A 17816-nucleotide genomic window follows, 5' to 3' on the forward strand; every position below is an offset into this window, starting at 1 on the left:
TTTTTTCTGTCTAACTTTTGGGGTGCAGTTCAAACTCTAGCTTTTTAATTTTGCCTCTTTCTCTTATTATATTTCAGCAGGTTGTTGACCATGAGTACGAATCCCATGTCAATTCTCACTTGGCGCTTACCTCTCAGATAACATCTCTTATAACCCAAACAAACCTTTATCTGCCCAAAGACAGATTTCATATCAATCTTACGTTTAGCGAAAATTTGTCTACCCTTGGAAGATAAAAGTGCCTGATATTCTTTAGTTTTTAAACACTGGTAACGTTCATTCATATACAGACCCTTTTGAGGGGCTGATTCAGGTTCATCATCGCAGTCAACATTGATTTCAAGGCTGTTTGATTTCTACCTCCTCTTTTTCATGATGTATTTTCGTACAGGTTCTTCAACTATTTGAACGATTTCAAATCCTTCTTTTTGGTAAAGATTCTGAGCTCTTTGATTTGCCTCGAAGACATTTAGAGAGATGCTGTCTATATCTCTATTTTCAAAGACCAAACTAACAAATTTCCTTAAAGCCTGCCTACCTAAGCCTTGCCCCTGTTTCTGAGGATTGATAAAAAATCTTCCAATATGAAGATTACTGTCTTCTTGCCTGATTTTCTGGATAACCCCCACAAACTCTTGTCCTTCAAAGATTGAAAAGATTCCTTCCAAATCTTGCAAAACTTGAATTGTCAAGGGGAAAGGAATCATTGGTCCCATCCATTGTTCTTGAAAGGATTTGCCAAGGGAGTTGGACCATTGGCATACGAATTGAGCGTTTTCTGGGCTCACATTTTCTTCAAAACGAATTGTCATCTTGACCTCACTATCTTGTCTATGTTTCTCCATTATACTACTTCTCCCATTTTTTACGAATAGATAAGTATGATTGATATTTATTTTTTTCTCGTCGGTAGCATTCTCGCTTCCTTTCTTGGTTTGGTCATTGACCGTTTTCCTGAGCAATCCATTATCCGACCAGCTAGTCACTGTGATTCTTGTCAGACTCGCTTGCGCCCCTTAGATTTGATTCCGATTCTCTCGCAAGTGCTCAATCGCTTTCGCTGTCGCTACTGCAAATCTCCTTATACAGTCTGGTATGCCCTCTTTGAACTAGGCTTAGGGCTCCTCTTTCTGGCTTGGTCTTTGGAATTGCTTTCCTTGGGGCAAGTCGTCCTAATCACCGCTGGTTTGACCTTGGGCATCTACGACTTTCGCCATCAGGAATATCCCCTACTGGTCTGGATGACTTTCCACCTAATCCTCATGGCTTCCTCTGGCTGGAATCTGGTCATGGTCTTTTTCCTTGCTCTTGGCTTTTTGGCTCATTTTATCGATATCCGCATGGGCGCAGGGGATTTTCTCTTTTTAGCTTCTTGTGCTCTCGTCTTTAGCGCAACAGAATTACTCATCTTGATTCAGTTTGCTTCTGCAACAGGAATTCTAGCCTTTCTCCTGCAAAATAAAAAGGAAAGACTTCCTTTCGTGCCTTTCCTCTTACTCGCTACTTGTGTGATTATTTTTGGTAATCTACTGCTTGTTTGATAAAGTCCTGAATCGGCTCTCCTTGGTGGAGAGCTTTTACGATTTTTGAACCGACGATAACGCCATCTGACACTGCATTGAAGCGTTCTACATCGGCTTGACTAGATACGCCAAAACCTGTCAAGACTGGGATATCGGCCACTTGATGCAATTGTGCCAAGTGCTTGTCCAAGTCTGCGCGGTAATTGCCAGATTTCCCTGTCACCCCATTGATGGCAACAGCATAGACAAATCCTTCTGCCCCTTTAATTAATTCTTTCTGGCGCTCAATCCCTGTCGTCAAACTAACTAGGGGAATCAAGGCGATATCTGTATCTGCCAAAAATGGTTCTACAAAGTTGGCATGCTCATGAGGCAAGTCTGGAATAATCAAGCCCTTAACCGCTGTATCTGCCAAATCTTTGACAAAGTTCTCCACATCGTACTGAAAGAGGGGGTTGAAGTAGGTCATAATGACCAGTGGAATCTCTGTTTCAATGGTTTTCAAGGTTTCAACCAAAGCCTGGGTAGAGGTCCCGTGGGCTAAACTGCGCAAGCCAGCTTCTTCGATAACAGGTCCATCTGCGACAGGATCTGAAAAGGGAATGCCCACTTCAATTGCAGAGACACCCAAATCTTCTAAAAAGTGAATCGTTTCTCCGAGACCATCCAAACCTTTCTCGTGGTCTCCAGCCATGATATAGGGAACAAAAATTCCTTTTCCAGTTGCTTTTATAGCATTTAATTTTTCTGTTAGTGTCTTAGGCATGAGCTTCTCCCTTCTTTGCTGCATCTGCTTCCAAGCGGTCTTTGACTTGGACCACATCCTTGTCCCCACGACCTGATAGACAGACAATCATGGACTTGTCTGGACCGAGTTCTTTGGCCAATTTCACCGCAAAGGCAATGGCATGGCTAGATTCCAATGCTGGGATAATCCCTTCCACACGAGACAAGAGCTGGAATCCTTCCAAGGCTTCCTCGTCTGTCACAGGAACATAGCTGGCACGTTTAATATCGTGGTAGTGAGAATGTTCTGGACCGATACCAGGATAGTCCAATCCTGCTGAGATAGAGAAGGCTTCAAGAATTTGACCATGAGCATCTTGGAGCACATCCATAAGAGAACCGTGGAGGACACCCGGACGACCCTTGGTCAAGGTAGCAGCGTGGTGCTCTGTATCCACACCAAGTCCAGCTGCTTCAGCCCCATACATGGCTACTGACTCATCTTCTACAAAGGGATGGAAGAGACCGATGGCATTAGACCCACCACCAACACAAGCTACTAGGGCATCTGGCAGATCTTGACCTGTCAAGTCACGGTACTGTTGTTTAGCTTCTCGACCAATAACACTTTGGAAATCACGAACGATTTCTGGGAATGGATGAGGCCCCAAGGCAGAACCAAGGATATAGTGGGTATCATCGATATTTGCCACCCATGAACGAAGGGCTGCATTGACCGCATCCTTGAGCACGCGCGAACCATCAGTCACAGCCTCGACCTTGGCTCCCAAAAGCTCCATGCGGAAGACATTGAGAGCTTGGCGTTTGACATCTTCCTCACCCATGTAGATGGTACATTCCATGTTAAAGAGGGCTGCAGCAGTTGCAGTTGCCACACCGTGCTGACCAGCACCTGTTTCAGCGATAATTTTCTTTTTACCCATGCGTTTGGCAAGCAAAACTTGTCCTAAGGCATTGTTAATCTTGTGGGCCCCTGTATGGTTGAGGTCTTCACGTTTGAGATAAATCTTGGCTCCGCCAATATGCTGAGTCAAATTTTTTGCATAGTAAAGAGGAGTTTCACGCCCCACATACTGGCGTAAGAGCTGGTTTAATTCCTCTTGGAAACTTGGATCTGCCTGACTTTCACGGTAGGCCTTTTCCAACTCCAAAACTGCTGTCATCAATGTTTCTGGGACGAAACGTCCACCGAATTTTCCGTAAAATCCATCTTTATTTGGTTCTTGATATGCCATTCTTTACCCTCTCTATAAATCTTCTAATCTTTTCATGATCTTTTTGTCCATCTGTCTCCACTCCGCTCGATACATCTACTGCATAGGGAGTAAAGTGTTGAATTGCTTTTACTACATTGTCTTCATTAAGCCCACCTGCGATAAAGAAAGGCTGAGTTAGTCCAATCGTATCCAGTTGAGCCCAGTCAAAGGTCTGGCCACTCCCAGCCACAGGGGCATCAAAGAGTAGATAGTCTGCCTGAGAATTGGGGACATGTCCCTCTCCATCCACCTGCACAGCCTGAATACTGGCACAAGGCAAATTCTCAAATAAATCATCTGCCACCTGACGGTGAACTTGAACCAAGTCCAAACCAACTTTTTCAATCACTTCTAGCAGTTCTTCCCGATTTGGTGAAACAAATACACCAACCTTTTTCACATCTGCAGGAATAAGTTTTGCCAGCTCAGCAGCCTGATCCAAGGTCACCTGTCTTTTACTAGGTGCAAAGACAAAACCGATGTAGTCGGCTCCTTCTGAAACGGCTGTTTCCACCGCTTCTTTAGTAGATAATCCGCAAATTTTAACCTTTGTCAATCTGCAACTCCTTGATTCTCTGGGCTACATCTTCTGCCTGCATGAGAGCTGTCCCTACTAAAATTCCGTTAAAGTATGGTGCTACTCGTTCCGCATCCTGCCCTGTGAAAATAGCAGATTCAGAAATGTACAAACAATCATCTTTGAAATGTTTAGCCAAATCTACACTGGTTTGCAAGTCAACTTCAAAGGTGGTCAAGTTGCGGTTATTGACCCCGATAATCTGGGCACCAAGTCTGTGAGCCACTTCTAGTTCAGCTAGATTGTGAGTCTCCACTAAGACTTCCAGACCAAGCTCTGTCGCGTAGTCATACAGTTCCTTGAGGCGTTCTTCTGACAAGGCAGCCACAATGAGCAAGATGACTGTCGCACCTGCATTGCGAGCGCGGATAATTTGCTTTTCATCAATGATAAAATCCTTGTTGAGGGTCGGAATCTCTACCTGACTGGAAATCTCCCGTAGATAATCCAAATGTCCTTTAAAGAAAACTTCATCTGTCAGAACAGAAATCATCACTGCTCCGTTCGCTTCATAAGTCTGGGCTTGTTGCACAATATCCACATCTAGATTGATATCTCCCAGACTAGGGCTAGCTTTCTTGACTTCAGCAATTACCTGTAAACGGTCCTGGTGATTCTTCAAAAATTCTGCCAAGCGATAGGTCTGGCGCAGGGGCTGGATTTCCTCCAACTTCATCTGCTCAACCTCACGCGCCTTCTGCTCCAAAATTCGTGCTAAAAATTCCTGACTCATTTTTGGTACTCCTGTAACAGTCTGAGTTTTTCAAAGGCCTTGCCACCAGCAATGACTTGACGAGCTAAGGCAACTCCTTCCTTGATACTAGCTACTTTACCATTAGCATAGAAACCAAGACCAGCATTTAAAACTGTAGTTTCCAAGAATGGACTTGGTTCATTTTTAAGAACGCTGAGCAAAATTTCTGCATTTTCCTGAGCATTGCCTCCACGAATATCTTCGATAGCGTAGCGCTCCATCCCTAAATCCTCCGGAGTAAAGCTTGATAAGGTGATTTCGCCATTTTCAAGAAGTGCAATTTTGGTTGTTCCATTCAAACCAGCTTCGTCCAATCCTTCTGGTCCAGCAACAACGATGGCACGTTTGCGACCCATATTTTTCAAAACCTGAGCTGTACTTTCTAGAAGTTCTGGACGACTAATACCAAGAAGCTGTGTTTCCAAAGCCATTGGGTGAATCAGAGGACCAGTCAAGTTCATGATTGTTGGAATTCCTAGTTCCAAACGAGCTGGCATGATGTATTTCATAGCTGGATGCATATTTTTTGCAAAGAGAAAGACGATGCCAGTTTTATCAAAAACCTTACCTAGTTCAGCTGGTTTGAGATCCAGGTTGATTCCCAAGGCTTCGAGAACATCTGCAGAACCAGATTTAGAAGAAATCGAGCGGTTACCATGCTTGGCCATGTGAACACCGCCACCAGCCAAGACAAAGGCTGCAGTTGTGGAAATGTTAAAGCTGAAAGACTTGTCCCCACCTGTACCACAGTTGTCCATGGCATCATGAATCTCAGTTGGAATATGTTGGGCATGCCCTCTCATGACTTGGGCAATGGCTGTGCGTTCTTCAGGTGTTTCCCCCTTCATCTTAAGAGCCAAAAGGAGAGAAGCAATTTGCGCTTCCGTTACACGCCCAGTTACGATACGCTCAATGACATCCGTCATTTCCACACCTGATAAATTTTCAAATTTTGCTAGTTTTTCAATAATCTCTTTCATCCTAGTTTCCTCACTTTACAACCTTCTCGATAAAATTCCGAATAGAAGACAAGCCATCTGGCGTTCCAATGCTCTCTGGATGGTACTGGAAGCCATAAATCGGTAGGTTTTTATGTTGAATCCCCATGATGGCTTGGTCATCAGTCGAACGAGCTGTCACTTCAAAGTTTTCTGGCATTTCTTCAATCAAAATACTGTGGTAACGCATGACCGCACGGCCATCTTCGATACCTTGATACAAAACAGATGGCGCTTCAAAGCTGATATTACTCTGTTTCCCATGCATGACTTTTGGAGCCAAACCTAACTTACCACCAAAGACTTCTGCAATGGCTTGGTGGCCCAAACAAATCCCTAAAATCGGCTTCTTACCTGCAAAATCACGAATCATGTCTTCCATCTTACCAGCATCAACTGGCCAACCAGGACCAGGAGAAAAGACCAGACCATCTGCTTTTTCAGCTTCTTCATATAGCTTAGGATCATCGTTTCTCAAGACCTGCACTTCTGCAAAATTCCCAATGTATTGGGCCAAGTTATAGGTAAAAGAATCATAGTTATCAATCAATAAAATCATGGTCTTAGTTCTCCAATTCTAGTCATAGATTTAGCCTTGTTAATGGTTTCTTGGTATTCGTTTTGGGCGATGGAGTCGTAGACAATCCCTGCCCCAGCCTGTACATAGGCTGTTTTATTTTTGAGAATCATAGTTCGGATGGCAATGGCGAAATCCATATCACCCGTCGCAGACAAGTAGCCGATCGCTCCTGCGTATACGCCACGTTTTTCTGTTTCCTGTTCATAAATGCGTCTCATCGCTCGAATCTTTGGTGCTCCTGAAACTGTTCCGGCAGGAAGTGTTGCTTTCAAAGCATCCATGGCAGTGAGTTCTGGAAGCAAACGCCCCTTGACCACACTGGTCAAATGCATGACATAACGGAAAAGCTCCACTTCCATATACTTAGTGACTTGGACACTGGCCGTTTCAGAGATGCGACCAATATCATTACGACCCAAGTCTACTAACATCCGATGCTCTGCTGTTTCCTTCTCATCCGAAAGCAGGTCTGTCGCCAAATCCTTGTCTTCTTCATCCGTAGCACCTCTTGGTCGTGTCCCTGCAATCGGATTGGTTGTCACGATGCCATTTTTGACAGAAACCAGACTTTCTGGACTAGCTCCGATGATTTGATAATCCCCAAAATCATAGAAATAAAGGTAATTAGAAGGATTGGTCACGCGGAGATTTCTGTAGAAGTCAAATGGATTTCCAGTCACTTCTGCTGAGAAACGCTGGCTAAGTACACATTGGAACATATCCCCATTACGAATCAAGTCACGAGCTGTTTCCACCATTTCCTCAAACTTCTGAGGAGCGATATGCGGTTTGAAGTCCAGCGGAGATAGATCCAAATCTTCAAATTCATTTGGAGCAGGAATGCGTAATTCCTCAAGCACTTGGTTCAAGGTTTTTTCCAAGTCTTCTTGACTACGCTCACTATAGAAAGCTTCCTCAATGACATGGATTTTTTCCTTCTTGTGGTCAAAGACCATGTAACTCTCATAGACGAAGAAATGCATATCTGGTGTTCCAATAGTATCTTCAGGAATTTGACCAATTTCTTCATAAAGCGAAATCATATCGTAACCCACAAAGCCAATTGCCCCACCACCAAAAGGTAGGTCTGAATGGTGCTGGCTCTTATGAGTCACTTCATAAAGGAAATCCAAGGGATCCCGATCAATCACTTGACCATTTTGATAAAGGACTCCATTTTCAAACTTAATCTCAAAAACTGGATTATAGGCTAAGATAGAAAAACGAGCTGTTTCCTTGTCTCTCGGAATACTTTCTAAGATAACCTTGTGTTGCCCCTTTAGTCGCATATAAGCCAAGATTGGTGATAAGACATCTCCATGAATGATTCGTTCCATTGTAATTTCCCTTTCAGTTCTACTTCTAGTCCGTGGCGACTGTATGAAAAATCCCCACGCAAAATAACTTGCGTGAGGACGAAATTCGCGGTGCCACCTCAATTATAGGATTTCTCCTATCTCTCATTCCTGTCTTAGAAAGATTCTGTAACAGGCTGTGCGATAAAGGGCACTCCCTTGAGAATTATGTTTTCTTCTCTCGTTTCAGATGGACCCAACCTTACAGCTTTCTCTGCTTGTTTCCAGCAACCACAAGCTCTCTGTGAGAGAAAGGACTGTAATTTTTCCATCTTTTATTTTTTAGCTTCTAGGTAATCTGCTATCGCAGCTACGTCCTTGTCTCCACGACCAGAGACATTGATGATGATAATGTCGTCTTTACTTAGTTTCGGTGCACGTTTAACTGCTTCTGCGATAGCGTGCGAACTTTCAATCGCTGGGATAATCCCTTCTGTCTTGCTGAGAAGGAGGAGAGCCTGAACAGCTTCTTCATCCGTCGCTGCAACATATTCCACGCGACCTGAATCTTTGAAGTAGGCGTGTTCTGGGCCAACCCCTGGATAGTCCAATCCAGCTGAGATAGAGTAAACTGGAGCCAGCTCTCCATCTTCCTTAAAGACTGCATAGGTCTTCATACCGTCAACAATTCCGATACTACCTTTTGTCATAGTAGCTGCGTGCTTGTCTGTGTCAAGTCCGTGACCAGCAGCTTCAACCCCAACCAATTTGACTTCTTCATCAGCCACATACTGAGAAAATGCACCAATAGCATTAGAACCACCACCTACACAGGCAATAACGTAGTCTGGTAAACGACCTTCTTTTTCTAAGATTTGACGGCGAGATTCTTCACTGATGACCTTTTGGAACTCATGAACAATGGTTGGATATGGGTGAGGTCCCACAGCAGATCCCAGAACATAGAAGGCTTCAAGGTCATTCATCCATGCTCCAAAGGCTGCATCAACAGCATCTTTGAGGGTACGAGTCCCTGTTTCAACTGCGTGAACAGTTGCTCCCATCATCTCCATACGGAAAACATTGAGACGTTGACGTTCCACATCTTCTGCCCCCATGTAGACATCACAAGCCATACCAAACTTAGCTGCAGCTGCCGCCGTCGCAACCCCGTGCTGACCAGCTCCTGTTTCTGCGATTACTCGTTTTTTGCCCATGCGTTTAGCAAGAAGAATTTGTCCTAAAACGTTGTTGAGCTTGTGAGAACCAAGGTGGTTAAGGTCTTCACGTTTGAGATAAATCTTAGCGCCACCTAGGTGCTCTGTCAAACTTTCCGCAAAATAGAGCGGTGTTTCGCGACCTGAATAGTCCTTTAAGTAATGGCGAAATTCTGCCAAAAATTCTGGATCATCCTTGTACTTGTCAAATGTCACTTCCAACTCATCCAACAAAGCCTGAATCGGCTCCGGTACAAAACTACCACCAAATTGTCCAAAATAACCTTTAGTTGTCATAAAAATTTCCTCTTTCTGTATTGATTTCAAGATATGAAAAAAGCCCACACACAGAATCTACTTCTGCGTGAGGGCGTTGGTAACGCGGTGCCACCTCAATTATAAAGGGACTATCCCCTTTACATCTCTACCTTGTCTAACAACAAGTTGCACTGTAAGGTGTGCGCACCGAATTTTCATTGTTTCAAATTCATTTTTAAAATCAGCCCACTTTCACTACTTCCAACCACCTGTTCACAATCACCACAGGCTCCCTGAAGATCAAAAATAGTTACTTTTCTGATTTATTGAGCTTATTTTAATATTTTGTTTTTCCTTTGTCAAGACTTTTTTACAATTTTTTTGATGAAGTTAGCACTTTTTCAGAAACTGTTTTGAAAGTCTCAATGATATAGTCCACTTCTTCATCGCTTAATTTAGTGTGAAGAGGGAGCGTAATTTCATTTTCAAAGAAGGCATAAGCCTTAGGATAATTCGCCATATCAAAGCCAAGATTCTTATAGGCTGTCAAGAGCGGAAGTGGTTTGTAGTGTACATTACTTGCAATTCCTGCTTTAGCTAATTCTTGGATGATAAGATTGCGTTCTTCTAAGCTCGCTCCTTCTACATGGGTGATGTAGAGGTGGCGTGAAGATTCTACAGTATCAGTCTTGTGTGCCAATGGATGAATACGAGAACCTGCAAAACCACGATCATAGCGATCCACGATTTCCTTACGACGGTCAAGCAAGCTAGGGTAACGGTCCAATTGTACCAAACCAAGGGAAGCCATGATATCTGTCATATTGCACTTGTAGGCTGGTGTGACGATATCGTATTCCCATGAGCCCAGTTGCATCTTAGCAAGGGCATCCTTAGTTTGTCCGTGAAGGGAAAGAATTTGGAATTCCTTGTACATTTCTTCGTCATCAATCGCTGGATTGGCTTTCCAAGTCGCACTTCCTCCCTCAGCAGTTGTAAAGTTCTTAACGGCATGGAATGAGAAGGAAGTAAAGTCAGCGATAGAACCAGCAGGTTGCCCTTTATAAGTTGATCCCAAAGCATGGGCACTATCAGAAACAATCACGATACGATTAAAGGCCTGTTGCCACTTGCTTGAAGCAGCAAAAAGGTCGCGTTTCTTCTCCACAACTTGGAACAAACGGTCATAATCGCAAACAATCCCTGCAAGTTCTACTGGGATAATCACTTTAGTCTTTTCAGTGATAGCTTGCTCAAGCAAGTCATAGTCCATTTCAAAAGTATCTGCTTGGATATCCACCATGACAGGGGTCGCCCCTACGTGAGTGATAACACTACATGAAGCTGTATAGGTCATGGCTGGAACGATGACTTCATCACCAGGTCCAACTTCCAAGACGCGCAAAATCAACTCAAGCGCGGCAGTCGCAGAGTTAAGACAGACAGTCTTGGGCGTCTGTGTGTATTGAGACAAGCGACGCTCCAGTTCTTTTGTCTTAGGACCTGTTGTAATCCAACCAGAACGCAGGGTATCCGCTACTTCAGCAATTTCTGCTTCCGTAATATCGGGTGGTGAAAATGGAATATTGTAATTTGGCATTGATTTGCTCCTTTTATCTGTACTCATTTTCTCATGACTACTTTATTTTAGCACTTCAAACACGGTTTGAAACATGATTTTGATGTCTCCAAGGAAACTAAACTCTCGGAGATAGTCGAGGTTATAGCGCATCTTTTCAGGAAGGACGTGTTCGACATAGGCTTGGTCAACCGACAGACCTTTCTCCGTCATTTGACTGATGATAGTGTCCTCATCCTTGTAGTTGATGCTGGCTGGAGAGGTAATCCCTGCTGGCAAAAGCAAGGTTGCCATCATCTCAGGGCTATACTGCTCTGTGTAACGAGGCACTTCAGGACGCGTCCCTACAAAGGACATCTCACCTTTAAGAACATTGACCAGCTGAGGCAGTTCGTCCAAACGGACACGGCGGATAAAATTGCCAACCTTGGTAATACGACTATCGTTAGCAGAAGTCACCAGACTCCCTTGTTTATCCGCATCCGTCACCATGGTACGGAACTTCCAAATCTTGAAAGGTCGATTGTACTGGGTCACGCGCTCTTGCTTGTAAATCACCGGCCCCTTGCTATCCAACTTGATCCAAATGCTCAAAATGAGAAAGATAGGAGAGGTCAGAACCAGTACAACCAAGGCCAAAACCCAGTCCAAACAACGCTTGAAAATCAGCGAACCCTTCCTTTTAGAGACAAGCTGGTAGTAAGACTCAACCTCGCTTGATTTCATTTCCACGGGCAAGTCTTCCCATTTCAGCATGCTGTTTCTCCTTTGTTTTTATTATACTATTTGTCAACATTTTTCATTATACCACAAAATGGAAAAGGCGGTGAAAGAAATCTGTAATTTGACGGATTTTCCTTCTTATACTCAATGAAAATCAAAGAGTATTAGGACATGGCTCCTGCCTGCAAGCTATACATCTTGTGATAGGTCCCTCCCAAGGCCAAGAGTTCCTCATGGGTTCCACTCTCGATGATGCGCCCCTTGTCCAATACATAGATACAGTTGGCGTCTTGGATGGTAGAAAGGCGGTGAGCGATAGCAATGGTTGTCCGTCCCTGTCTCATCTTAGCCAGAGAAGCTTGAACCAAACTTTCTGTTTCAGAGTCAATATTGGCTGTCGCTTCATCCAAAATCAGGATTTTAGGCTGACTGGCGACTGTTCTAGCAAAGGCTAGAAGCTGGCGCTGCCCAGTAGAGAAGCTCGAACCACGCTCAGAAACAGGGGAAGCGTAACCCTGAGGAAGTTCTTGAATAAAGGAATCTGCATCCACGAAGGCTGCTGCAGCCTGGACCTGCTCATCGCTGATATCTTGGTACATGGCGATATTGGACTTAATGGTTCCATGATAGAGGAAGGGATCCTGCAAGACTAGACCGATGTTTTTTCTCAACTCCTCCTGACTGTAGTCCCGGATATCCACATCATCCAAGAGAACTCGCCCTGACTGAAATTCATAAAAGCGCATGAGGACATTGATAATCGAAGATTTCCCTGAACCTGTATGACCTACAAAGGCAATGGTTTCACCCTTATTAACAGAGAAAGAAATGTCATCCAGAATCTGGTGTTTCCCGTCATATGAGAAACACACATGTTCAAAACGAATATTGCCTTCTTTGACTTTAGCCTGCCCATCTTCTTGAAGGGGCTCATAGGTCCTCTCGTCAATCAAGGCAAAGACACGGCCTGCAGAAACCATGGAAGTTTGGAGGGTTGAAAAGTTTTGCGTTACTTCAATCAAGGGATCAAAAAGGCGGTTGATGTACTGAATAAAGGCATACATGGTTCCTGCCGTTATTCCCAGATAAAGTCCACGATAGCCAAAGTAGGCCATCAAGACAGCATAGCCTAGGAGTTTAAGTAAACTCATGGCAGGGCGCAAAAAGAGGGCATCCAAGGCTACAGAACGGTAGGCATAGACCAAGTGTTTTTGGTTGATTTCATCAAACTCTGACTGTAGGCGCTTCTCTTGATTAAAGGCCTGGATTATTCTGATTCCCTCAATGTTTTCAGCCAGCTTACTATTGATATCTGACAAGAGACTTCTGGTTTTCTCAATGATTTTCACTGATTTTTTCCGATAGAGATTGACCAAAAGGAAAATCAAGGGGAGAAAGAGCAAGACTAATGCTGTCAAACGGAAATCCAATACCAACATGGTATAAAGAGTTGTCAGAAAGATGAAAACTGCTGAGATAAAGCTAGATAAAATTCCCGAAAACATATCACTGATAGTCTCAGTGTCATTTGTCAAACGAGAGACGATGGAGCCTGCTGGCGTCTTGTCAAAGTAAGACATGCCCAGTTTCTCCATATTGGAAAAGGCATCACGACGAATATCCCTAACAATACTGTAGGACACGCGCGCAAAGAGAAGATTGCCGACATACTGGACCAGAGTTTGTAGGATATAAAGGCCATAGTAGGCCAGCAAAACGGTCACAGCGAGTTGGTTGAGATTGCTGAGATACTGGTCGATAAAGTGGGAGGCCACAAGGGGAATGACACTTTTAATGACCGTAGTCGCTAGGAGAAAGCTTAGTGCCAAAAAGGTCAGGAGTCCATAGGGCTTGAGATAGGACATCAAGCGCTTCAATACAGCCCATTGTTCTTGTTTATTCTGCATCTTCTTCTCCTTTCATTTCCAACTGCTGAGACTGATAGGTTTGGGCATACCAGCCATCCAAGGCTAGCAGGTCATCGTGTGTACCCCGTTCGATAATTTGACCATTTTGCAGAACCAAGATCAGATCTGCATGGACAACCGCACTGAGGCGATGCGCTGTGATAATGGTTGTCTTGTCCTGACGTGTTTCCTTGAGATTGTCGATAATTGCATACTCTGTCTTGGCATCCACGGCCGATAAGGAATCATCTAAAATCAAAATATCTGGGTCTAAAATCATAGCTCGACTCATAGCCAGACGTTGCTTTTGACCACCAGAAAGACTGACACCCTTTTCACCAATCAGCGTATTAAATCCTTGGGGCATAGCTACAATATCTTGGTAAACTTGGGCTAGCTTAGTCGCTTCCTCGACCGCTGAAAGGGGCAAGTTAGGATTGCCAAAGCGGATATTATCTAAAATCGAAGTCGCAAAGAGGAACTGATCCTGAGGAACATAGCCCATAAGACTACGAAGATCTGTCAGACGATAATCGCGAATATCGTGACCGTTTAGATAAATGGCTCCCTCATCCACATCGTACTCACGCAAGAGAAGCTTAATCAAGGACGTTTTTCCAGAGCCTGTCTGACCAACCAAGCCCAGGGTTTGCCCTTTTCCCAAACTAAAGTGAACATTTGTCAGTGTTTCCTCATTTTCAAAGGCAAAGCTATCAATGGCATACTGCAAGCGCCCGTTTTCAATTCCATCTAAAGGAAACTCAGGGTCTTGTACAGGTGATTCCTGAGACAAAAGTTCCTCAATCCGCTGATAGGAAACCTTCCCTCGCTGAGTGATATTAAAGAGGAAACCAATAGCCATAAGAGGCCAAACCAGCATATCCAAGTAGCTGATAAAGGTGACCAGATTCCCAACCGTGATTTGCCCTTTCTGAACCATCAAGGAGCCGACCAAGAGCGTTAAAACATAGGAGGAACCAACAAATAAGAGAACCATGGGGTCAAAGAGACTATCGTATTTCATGGTTTGCAGGTTCTTTTGGAAGGTCAATTCATTGACTGCCTGAAAGGACTTGAGCTCGTCCGCCTGGTAACCGAAAGACTTGGTCACTTTGATACCTGATACAGACTCCTGCACCTTGTTATTGAGTTCAGAAAAGGCAGTCTGCGATTCACCAAAAGCCTTGTGGGTCTTTCTCCCTAGACGACTGGTCGCATAAGCCATGAAAGGCAGGGGCAGAATGGCAACCAAGGTCATTTGCCATGAAATGCTAAAGAGCATGGTCATCAAGGTCACTAAAGCCGTGATAGAGGCATCCACCGCAGACATGACACCGCCTCCTGCCAGACGAGTCAAGGCATTGATATCGTTGGTGGCATGCGCCATCAGGTCCCCTGTCCGATAAGTCTGATAAAAAGCTGGAGACATTTTTGTAAAATGCTCAAATAAGCGAGAGCGCATAATCTGTCCCAAACGGTAGGAAGTCCCGAGGATATACATACGCCAAACATAGCGCAGATAGTACATACCAAAGGCTGCAAGAAGCAAGTAAAATAGGTCAAAAAGGAGGTCCTGCTGGGTTAATTTCCCCGATGTGATAGCATCAATAACCCGCCCCATGACCATGGGGGGAATTAGATTGAGGATGGAAACCGAGACCAGGGCCACAATCCCGACTAAATAACGGCGTTTTTCTAACTTGAAAAACCACCAAAGTTTTTGAATAATGGACATAAAATCCCTTTCTGATTGCAAATAGAAACCTGAGGCCAAGACCCCAGGTTTTTCTTATTCATAGGTTACGACTGTAACGGCACCCTTGTCATACTCAGCGATAAAGATATTAGCTACATTGTCATGTCCTTGCTTGTTGAGGTTATCAAGCAGCCATTCTTCGTTACGACCAATCGATTCCAAAACATCTACTTGGATCACACCGTCAGTCACAACTGGATACTTAGGATTTTCATCTCCCATTTGGACCACGATGAGTTGGCCATTTTGCTCCTGCACAGCTCGTTTAACTTGCTTCATCTGGAAAATTCCTTGGCTACGAAGTTTGAGAGCAACTTCTGCCGCAGACAAACCAACTGAACGACAGGCTTCTGGGTCAATCTGCCCATTTTTGATGAGCAGAGTCGGTTTACCATCAATCAAGCGTTTCACAAAACGAACATTGTTATTGAGCCACTTGAGGGTCAAGACCAAAATCGTCCACATCATCAAAATCACTGCATACTGGAGAATACTGATAGAACTATTGTAAATCACCCCACCGATGATACCACCGAGAACATAGTTCTGAATTTGGTCTGTCGCAGAGTTAGGTGCTAGGTTCCCCTTTCCTGTCACATTGATAACAAAAACAAGCGAGAAGAGCCCCAAGGCCAGTTTGATTAAAATTTCCATATAGTTGAGTGTCATTTATTTACCTCCACCAATTCAATAGCGTCTGTTTGATTCAATTCTAATTTCTCTAAAAGATACTTGTCTGGCTCGCTCCCGTTCATGGCACGGTAGAAATTTGGACCTACCTTGACAAGCGCTCCATCAGTGGCTGCAGAAGTATTGACATAAACTTCTGATTTATCCACTCCCAAGTCTTTGGAAACAACCTCTATGAAATGAAGGGAGGTTTGAAATTGGTTGTTAGAGGCTTGATTGGTCTGGTATTTTGAGATTGTCACCAAAAGCATGGCCACCAAGGTCAAGGCCAAAATCATGACCAATTCCCGAAACTTAGTCCCCTTTTTATCTCGATAGGCTTTAAAAGCAAAAAATCCTGTGATAGCTAGGAGAACAATTCCAAAGCCAATCATGATGCCATTTTGCTGACTGATTTGGCTAAGTACATAGTCATATGAGTAAAATTTCATTTATTTTCACTCCCTTTCATAAAATCATTCTTAATTATAAACGAAAGAGAGTGATTTTTCAAGCCATACGTTGGGGAAATGGACCTTTTTTTGGTATAATAAAATCTATAATCTGAATGAAAAAGGTAACTTTATGAAACTCATCTCATGGAATATTGATTCCCTCAATGCTGCCCTAACTAGTGACTCAACTCGTGCCAAATTGTCCCAAGAAGTACTACAAACCTTGGTCGCTGAAAATGCTGATATCATCGCTATCCAAGAAACCAAGCTTTCTGCCAAGGGTCCTACTAAAAAACACTTGGAAATTTTAGCTGAACTCTTTCCAAACTACGAAAACACGTGGCGTTCTTCTCAAGAACCTGCCCGCAAAGGCTATGCTGGAACCATGTTCCTTTATAAGAAAGAACTCACACCCACTGTCACTTTTCCAGAAATCGGTGCCCCTTCTACCATGGACTTAGAAGGTCGCATCATCACTCTAGAATTTGATGAATTTTTCGTGACCCAAGTTTACACTCCAAACGCTGGCGACGGCCTCAAACGTTTGGAAGAACGTCAAGTATGGGATGTCAAATATGCTGAGTATTTGGCTCAACTAGACAAAGAAAAACCAGTCCTTGCAACCGGTGACTACAATGTGGCCCACAATGAGATTGACCTTGCAAATCCTGCTAGCAACCGCCGTTCACCAGGATTTACCGACGAGGAGCGTGCTGGATTTACTAACCTTTTAGCAACTGGATTTACTGATACCTTCCGCCACATTCACGGCGATGTTCCAGAACGCTACACTTGGTGGGCACAACGCAGCAAGACTTCCAAAATCAACAATACAGGCTGGAGAATCGACTACTGGCTCACAAGTAATCGTATCGCTGACAAGGTGACCAAGTCAGATATGATTGACTCAGGTGCTCGACAAGACCATACACCCATTGTCTTGGAGATTGAACTCTAAGGAGAAAGCTAATGGACTATCAAGCTGTCATCCCCGAATTTGTGGTATCCAACATCGAAAAGTCGCGCTACTTCTACTGTGACTTGCTGGGCTTCTCTGTCGAATACGAGCGTCCAGAGGAGAAATTTCTCTTCCTCTCGCTTGAAGACTGCCAACTTATGCTAGAAGAAGGCAGCGCAGAAGAATTAGCTCAGCTGACCTATCCTTTCGGGCGCGGTGTCAATATTTCCTTTGGCATTGCAGATGTTCCTCAGCTCCACCAAAAACTGCTAGAAGCTGACTATCCTATCCATCGTCCCTTAACTAAAAGAAAGTTTCGTGTTGGAGATTACTATATCTATCCTCATGAGTTTGCAGTTTTGGATCCTGATGGTTATTTTTTAAGATTTAGCGAGTAGAATAATAAAGATTGGGAAAAAGTCTTTAAAGTTAGAAAAAGGCATATTGTCAAGTCTTGAAAAATCTTGATAATATGCCTTTTATGATGGAAAAACCTTCTAAATGTTAGCCAATAAGTTAATTTTCTCCCATTATTATTATGTTTGTTCGTTTTTTAAACCAAAA

Annotated in this window: 19 protein-coding genes and 2 other annotated features; of the genes, 3 read left to right on the plus strand and 16 right to left on the minus strand. The window is 43.7% G+C overall.

Annotated features, from left to right (window positions below):
• Positions 1–44 precede the first annotated feature (44 nt).
• Entirely contained in the window at positions 45–338 is a 294-nt protein-coding gene (locus HMPREF2628_RS08220; RefSeq protein ID WP_306806765.1) for a transposase, read from the minus strand.
• A gap of 18 nt (positions 339–356) precedes the next feature.
• On the minus strand, positions 357–812 hold the full coding sequence (locus HMPREF2628_RS08225; protein ID WP_033687271.1) for a GNAT family N-acetyltransferase: 456 nt from the start codon (positions 810–812) through the stop codon (positions 357–359).
• 69 nt (positions 813–881) lie between these two features.
• Between HMPREF2628_RS08225 and HMPREF2628_RS08230 the strand changes: the two genes are divergently transcribed.
• Positions 882–1541, plus strand: a complete 660-nt coding sequence (locus HMPREF2628_RS08230; protein WP_070842869.1) for a prepilin peptidase — start codon at positions 882–884, stop codon at positions 1539–1541.
• Here HMPREF2628_RS08230 and trpA read toward each other — a convergent pair.
• The 14 genes from trpA to HMPREF2628_RS08305 form a co-directional block, all read right to left on the minus strand.
• Positions 1513–2289: a tryptophan synthase subunit alpha gene (gene trpA / locus HMPREF2628_RS08235; protein ID WP_070842870.1), complete on the minus strand. Its 777-nt coding sequence runs from the start codon at positions 2287–2289 to the stop codon at positions 1513–1515. The genes HMPREF2628_RS08230 and trpA overlap by 29 nt on opposite strands.
• The gene (gene trpB / locus HMPREF2628_RS08240) at positions 2282–3505 is read right to left on the minus strand and encodes a tryptophan synthase subunit beta (RefSeq protein ID WP_000331265.1); all 1224 of its coding nucleotides are present in this window, start codon (positions 3503–3505) and stop codon (positions 2282–2284) included. The genes trpA and trpB (HMPREF2628_RS08240) overlap by 8 nt, the downstream gene beginning before the upstream one ends.
• Positions 3483–4082, minus strand: coding sequence for a phosphoribosylanthranilate isomerase (locus HMPREF2628_RS08245; protein WP_070842871.1), 600 nt, complete (start codon positions 4080–4082; stop codon positions 3483–3485). The genes trpB (HMPREF2628_RS08240) and HMPREF2628_RS08245 overlap by 23 nt, the downstream gene beginning before the upstream one ends.
• Positions 4069–4836 carry an indole-3-glycerol phosphate synthase TrpC gene (gene trpC / locus HMPREF2628_RS08250; protein ID WP_070842872.1) on the minus strand — a complete coding sequence of 256 codons (768 nt, stop codon included), beginning with the start codon at positions 4834–4836 and terminating at the stop codon, positions 4069–4071. Before trpC ends, HMPREF2628_RS08245 begins: the two co-directional genes overlap by 14 nt.
• Positions 4833–5837 carry an anthranilate phosphoribosyltransferase gene (trpD, locus tag HMPREF2628_RS08255; protein ID WP_042750576.1) on the minus strand — a complete coding sequence of 335 codons (1005 nt, stop codon included), beginning with the start codon at positions 5835–5837 and terminating at the stop codon, positions 4833–4835. The genes trpC and trpD overlap by 4 nt, the downstream gene beginning before the upstream one ends.
• A 10-nt stretch (positions 5838–5847) precedes the next feature.
• A complete protein-coding gene (locus HMPREF2628_RS08260) occupies positions 5848–6414 on the minus strand; it encodes an aminodeoxychorismate/anthranilate synthase component II (RefSeq protein WP_070842873.1) in 567 nt (188 codons plus the stop codon).
• On the minus strand, positions 6411–7772 hold the full coding sequence (gene trpE / locus HMPREF2628_RS08265; RefSeq protein ID WP_070842874.1) for an anthranilate synthase component I: 1362 nt from the start codon (positions 7770–7772) through the stop codon (positions 6411–6413). The genes HMPREF2628_RS08260 and trpE overlap by 4 nt, the downstream gene beginning before the upstream one ends.
• Before the next feature lie 71 nt (positions 7773–7843).
• Positions 7844–8075 (minus strand) — a binding site (T-box leader).
• Positions 8066–9244, minus strand: coding sequence for a tryptophan synthase subunit beta (trpB, locus tag HMPREF2628_RS08275; protein WP_004262199.1), 1179 nt, complete (start codon positions 9242–9244; stop codon positions 8066–8068). Its footprint overlaps the feature before it by 10 nt.
• 66 nt (positions 9245–9310) lie before the next feature.
• Positions 9311–9541, minus strand: a binding site (T-box leader).
• A 34-nt stretch (positions 9542–9575) separates the two neighbouring features.
• A complete protein-coding gene (locus HMPREF2628_RS08280; RefSeq protein WP_070842875.1) occupies positions 9576–10805 on the minus strand; it encodes a DegT/DnrJ/EryC1/StrS family aminotransferase in 1230 nt (409 codons plus the stop codon).
• Positions 10806–10847: 42 nt separating this feature from the next.
• Positions 10848–11540, minus strand: a complete 693-nt coding sequence (locus HMPREF2628_RS08285) for a sugar transferase (RefSeq protein ID WP_070842876.1) — start codon at positions 11538–11540, stop codon at positions 10848–10850.
• 131 nt (positions 11541–11671) lie between these two features.
• The gene (locus HMPREF2628_RS08290; protein WP_070842877.1) at positions 11672–13414 is read right to left on the minus strand and encodes an ABC transporter ATP-binding protein; all 1743 of its coding nucleotides are present in this window, start codon (positions 13412–13414) and stop codon (positions 11672–11674) included.
• Complete coding sequence (locus HMPREF2628_RS08295; protein WP_070842878.1) at positions 13404–15149, minus strand: ABC transporter ATP-binding protein; 1746 nt, start codon at positions 15147–15149, stop codon at positions 13404–13406. Before HMPREF2628_RS08295 ends, HMPREF2628_RS08290 begins: the two co-directional genes overlap by 11 nt.
• Before the next feature lie 54 nt (positions 15150–15203).
• Positions 15204–15839 carry a DUF421 domain-containing protein gene (locus HMPREF2628_RS08300; protein WP_070842879.1) on the minus strand — a complete coding sequence of 212 codons (636 nt, stop codon included), beginning with the start codon at positions 15837–15839 and terminating at the stop codon, positions 15204–15206.
• Positions 15836–16291, minus strand: a complete 456-nt coding sequence (locus tag HMPREF2628_RS08305; RefSeq protein WP_070842880.1) for a DUF3290 family protein — start codon at positions 16289–16291, stop codon at positions 15836–15838. The genes HMPREF2628_RS08300 and HMPREF2628_RS08305 overlap by 4 nt, the downstream gene beginning before the upstream one ends.
• A gap of 133 nt (positions 16292–16424) precedes the next feature.
• On the opposite strand from HMPREF2628_RS08305, the gene HMPREF2628_RS08310 reads away from it, so the two are divergent.
• On the plus strand, positions 16425–17252 hold the full coding sequence (locus HMPREF2628_RS08310; protein WP_070842893.1) for an exodeoxyribonuclease III: 828 nt from the start codon (positions 16425–16427) through the stop codon (positions 17250–17252).
• An 11-nt stretch (positions 17253–17263) separates the two neighbouring features.
• A complete protein-coding gene (locus HMPREF2628_RS08315; RefSeq protein ID WP_070842881.1) occupies positions 17264–17650 on the plus strand; it encodes a bleomycin resistance protein in 387 nt (128 codons plus the stop codon).
• The last annotated feature ends 166 nt before the right edge of the window (positions 17651–17816 follow it).

The organism is Streptococcus sp. HMSC063B03 (genome assembly GCF_001836965.1).
Classification (GTDB): domain Bacteria; phylum Bacillota; class Bacilli; order Lactobacillales; family Streptococcaceae; genus Streptococcus; species Streptococcus pneumoniae_F.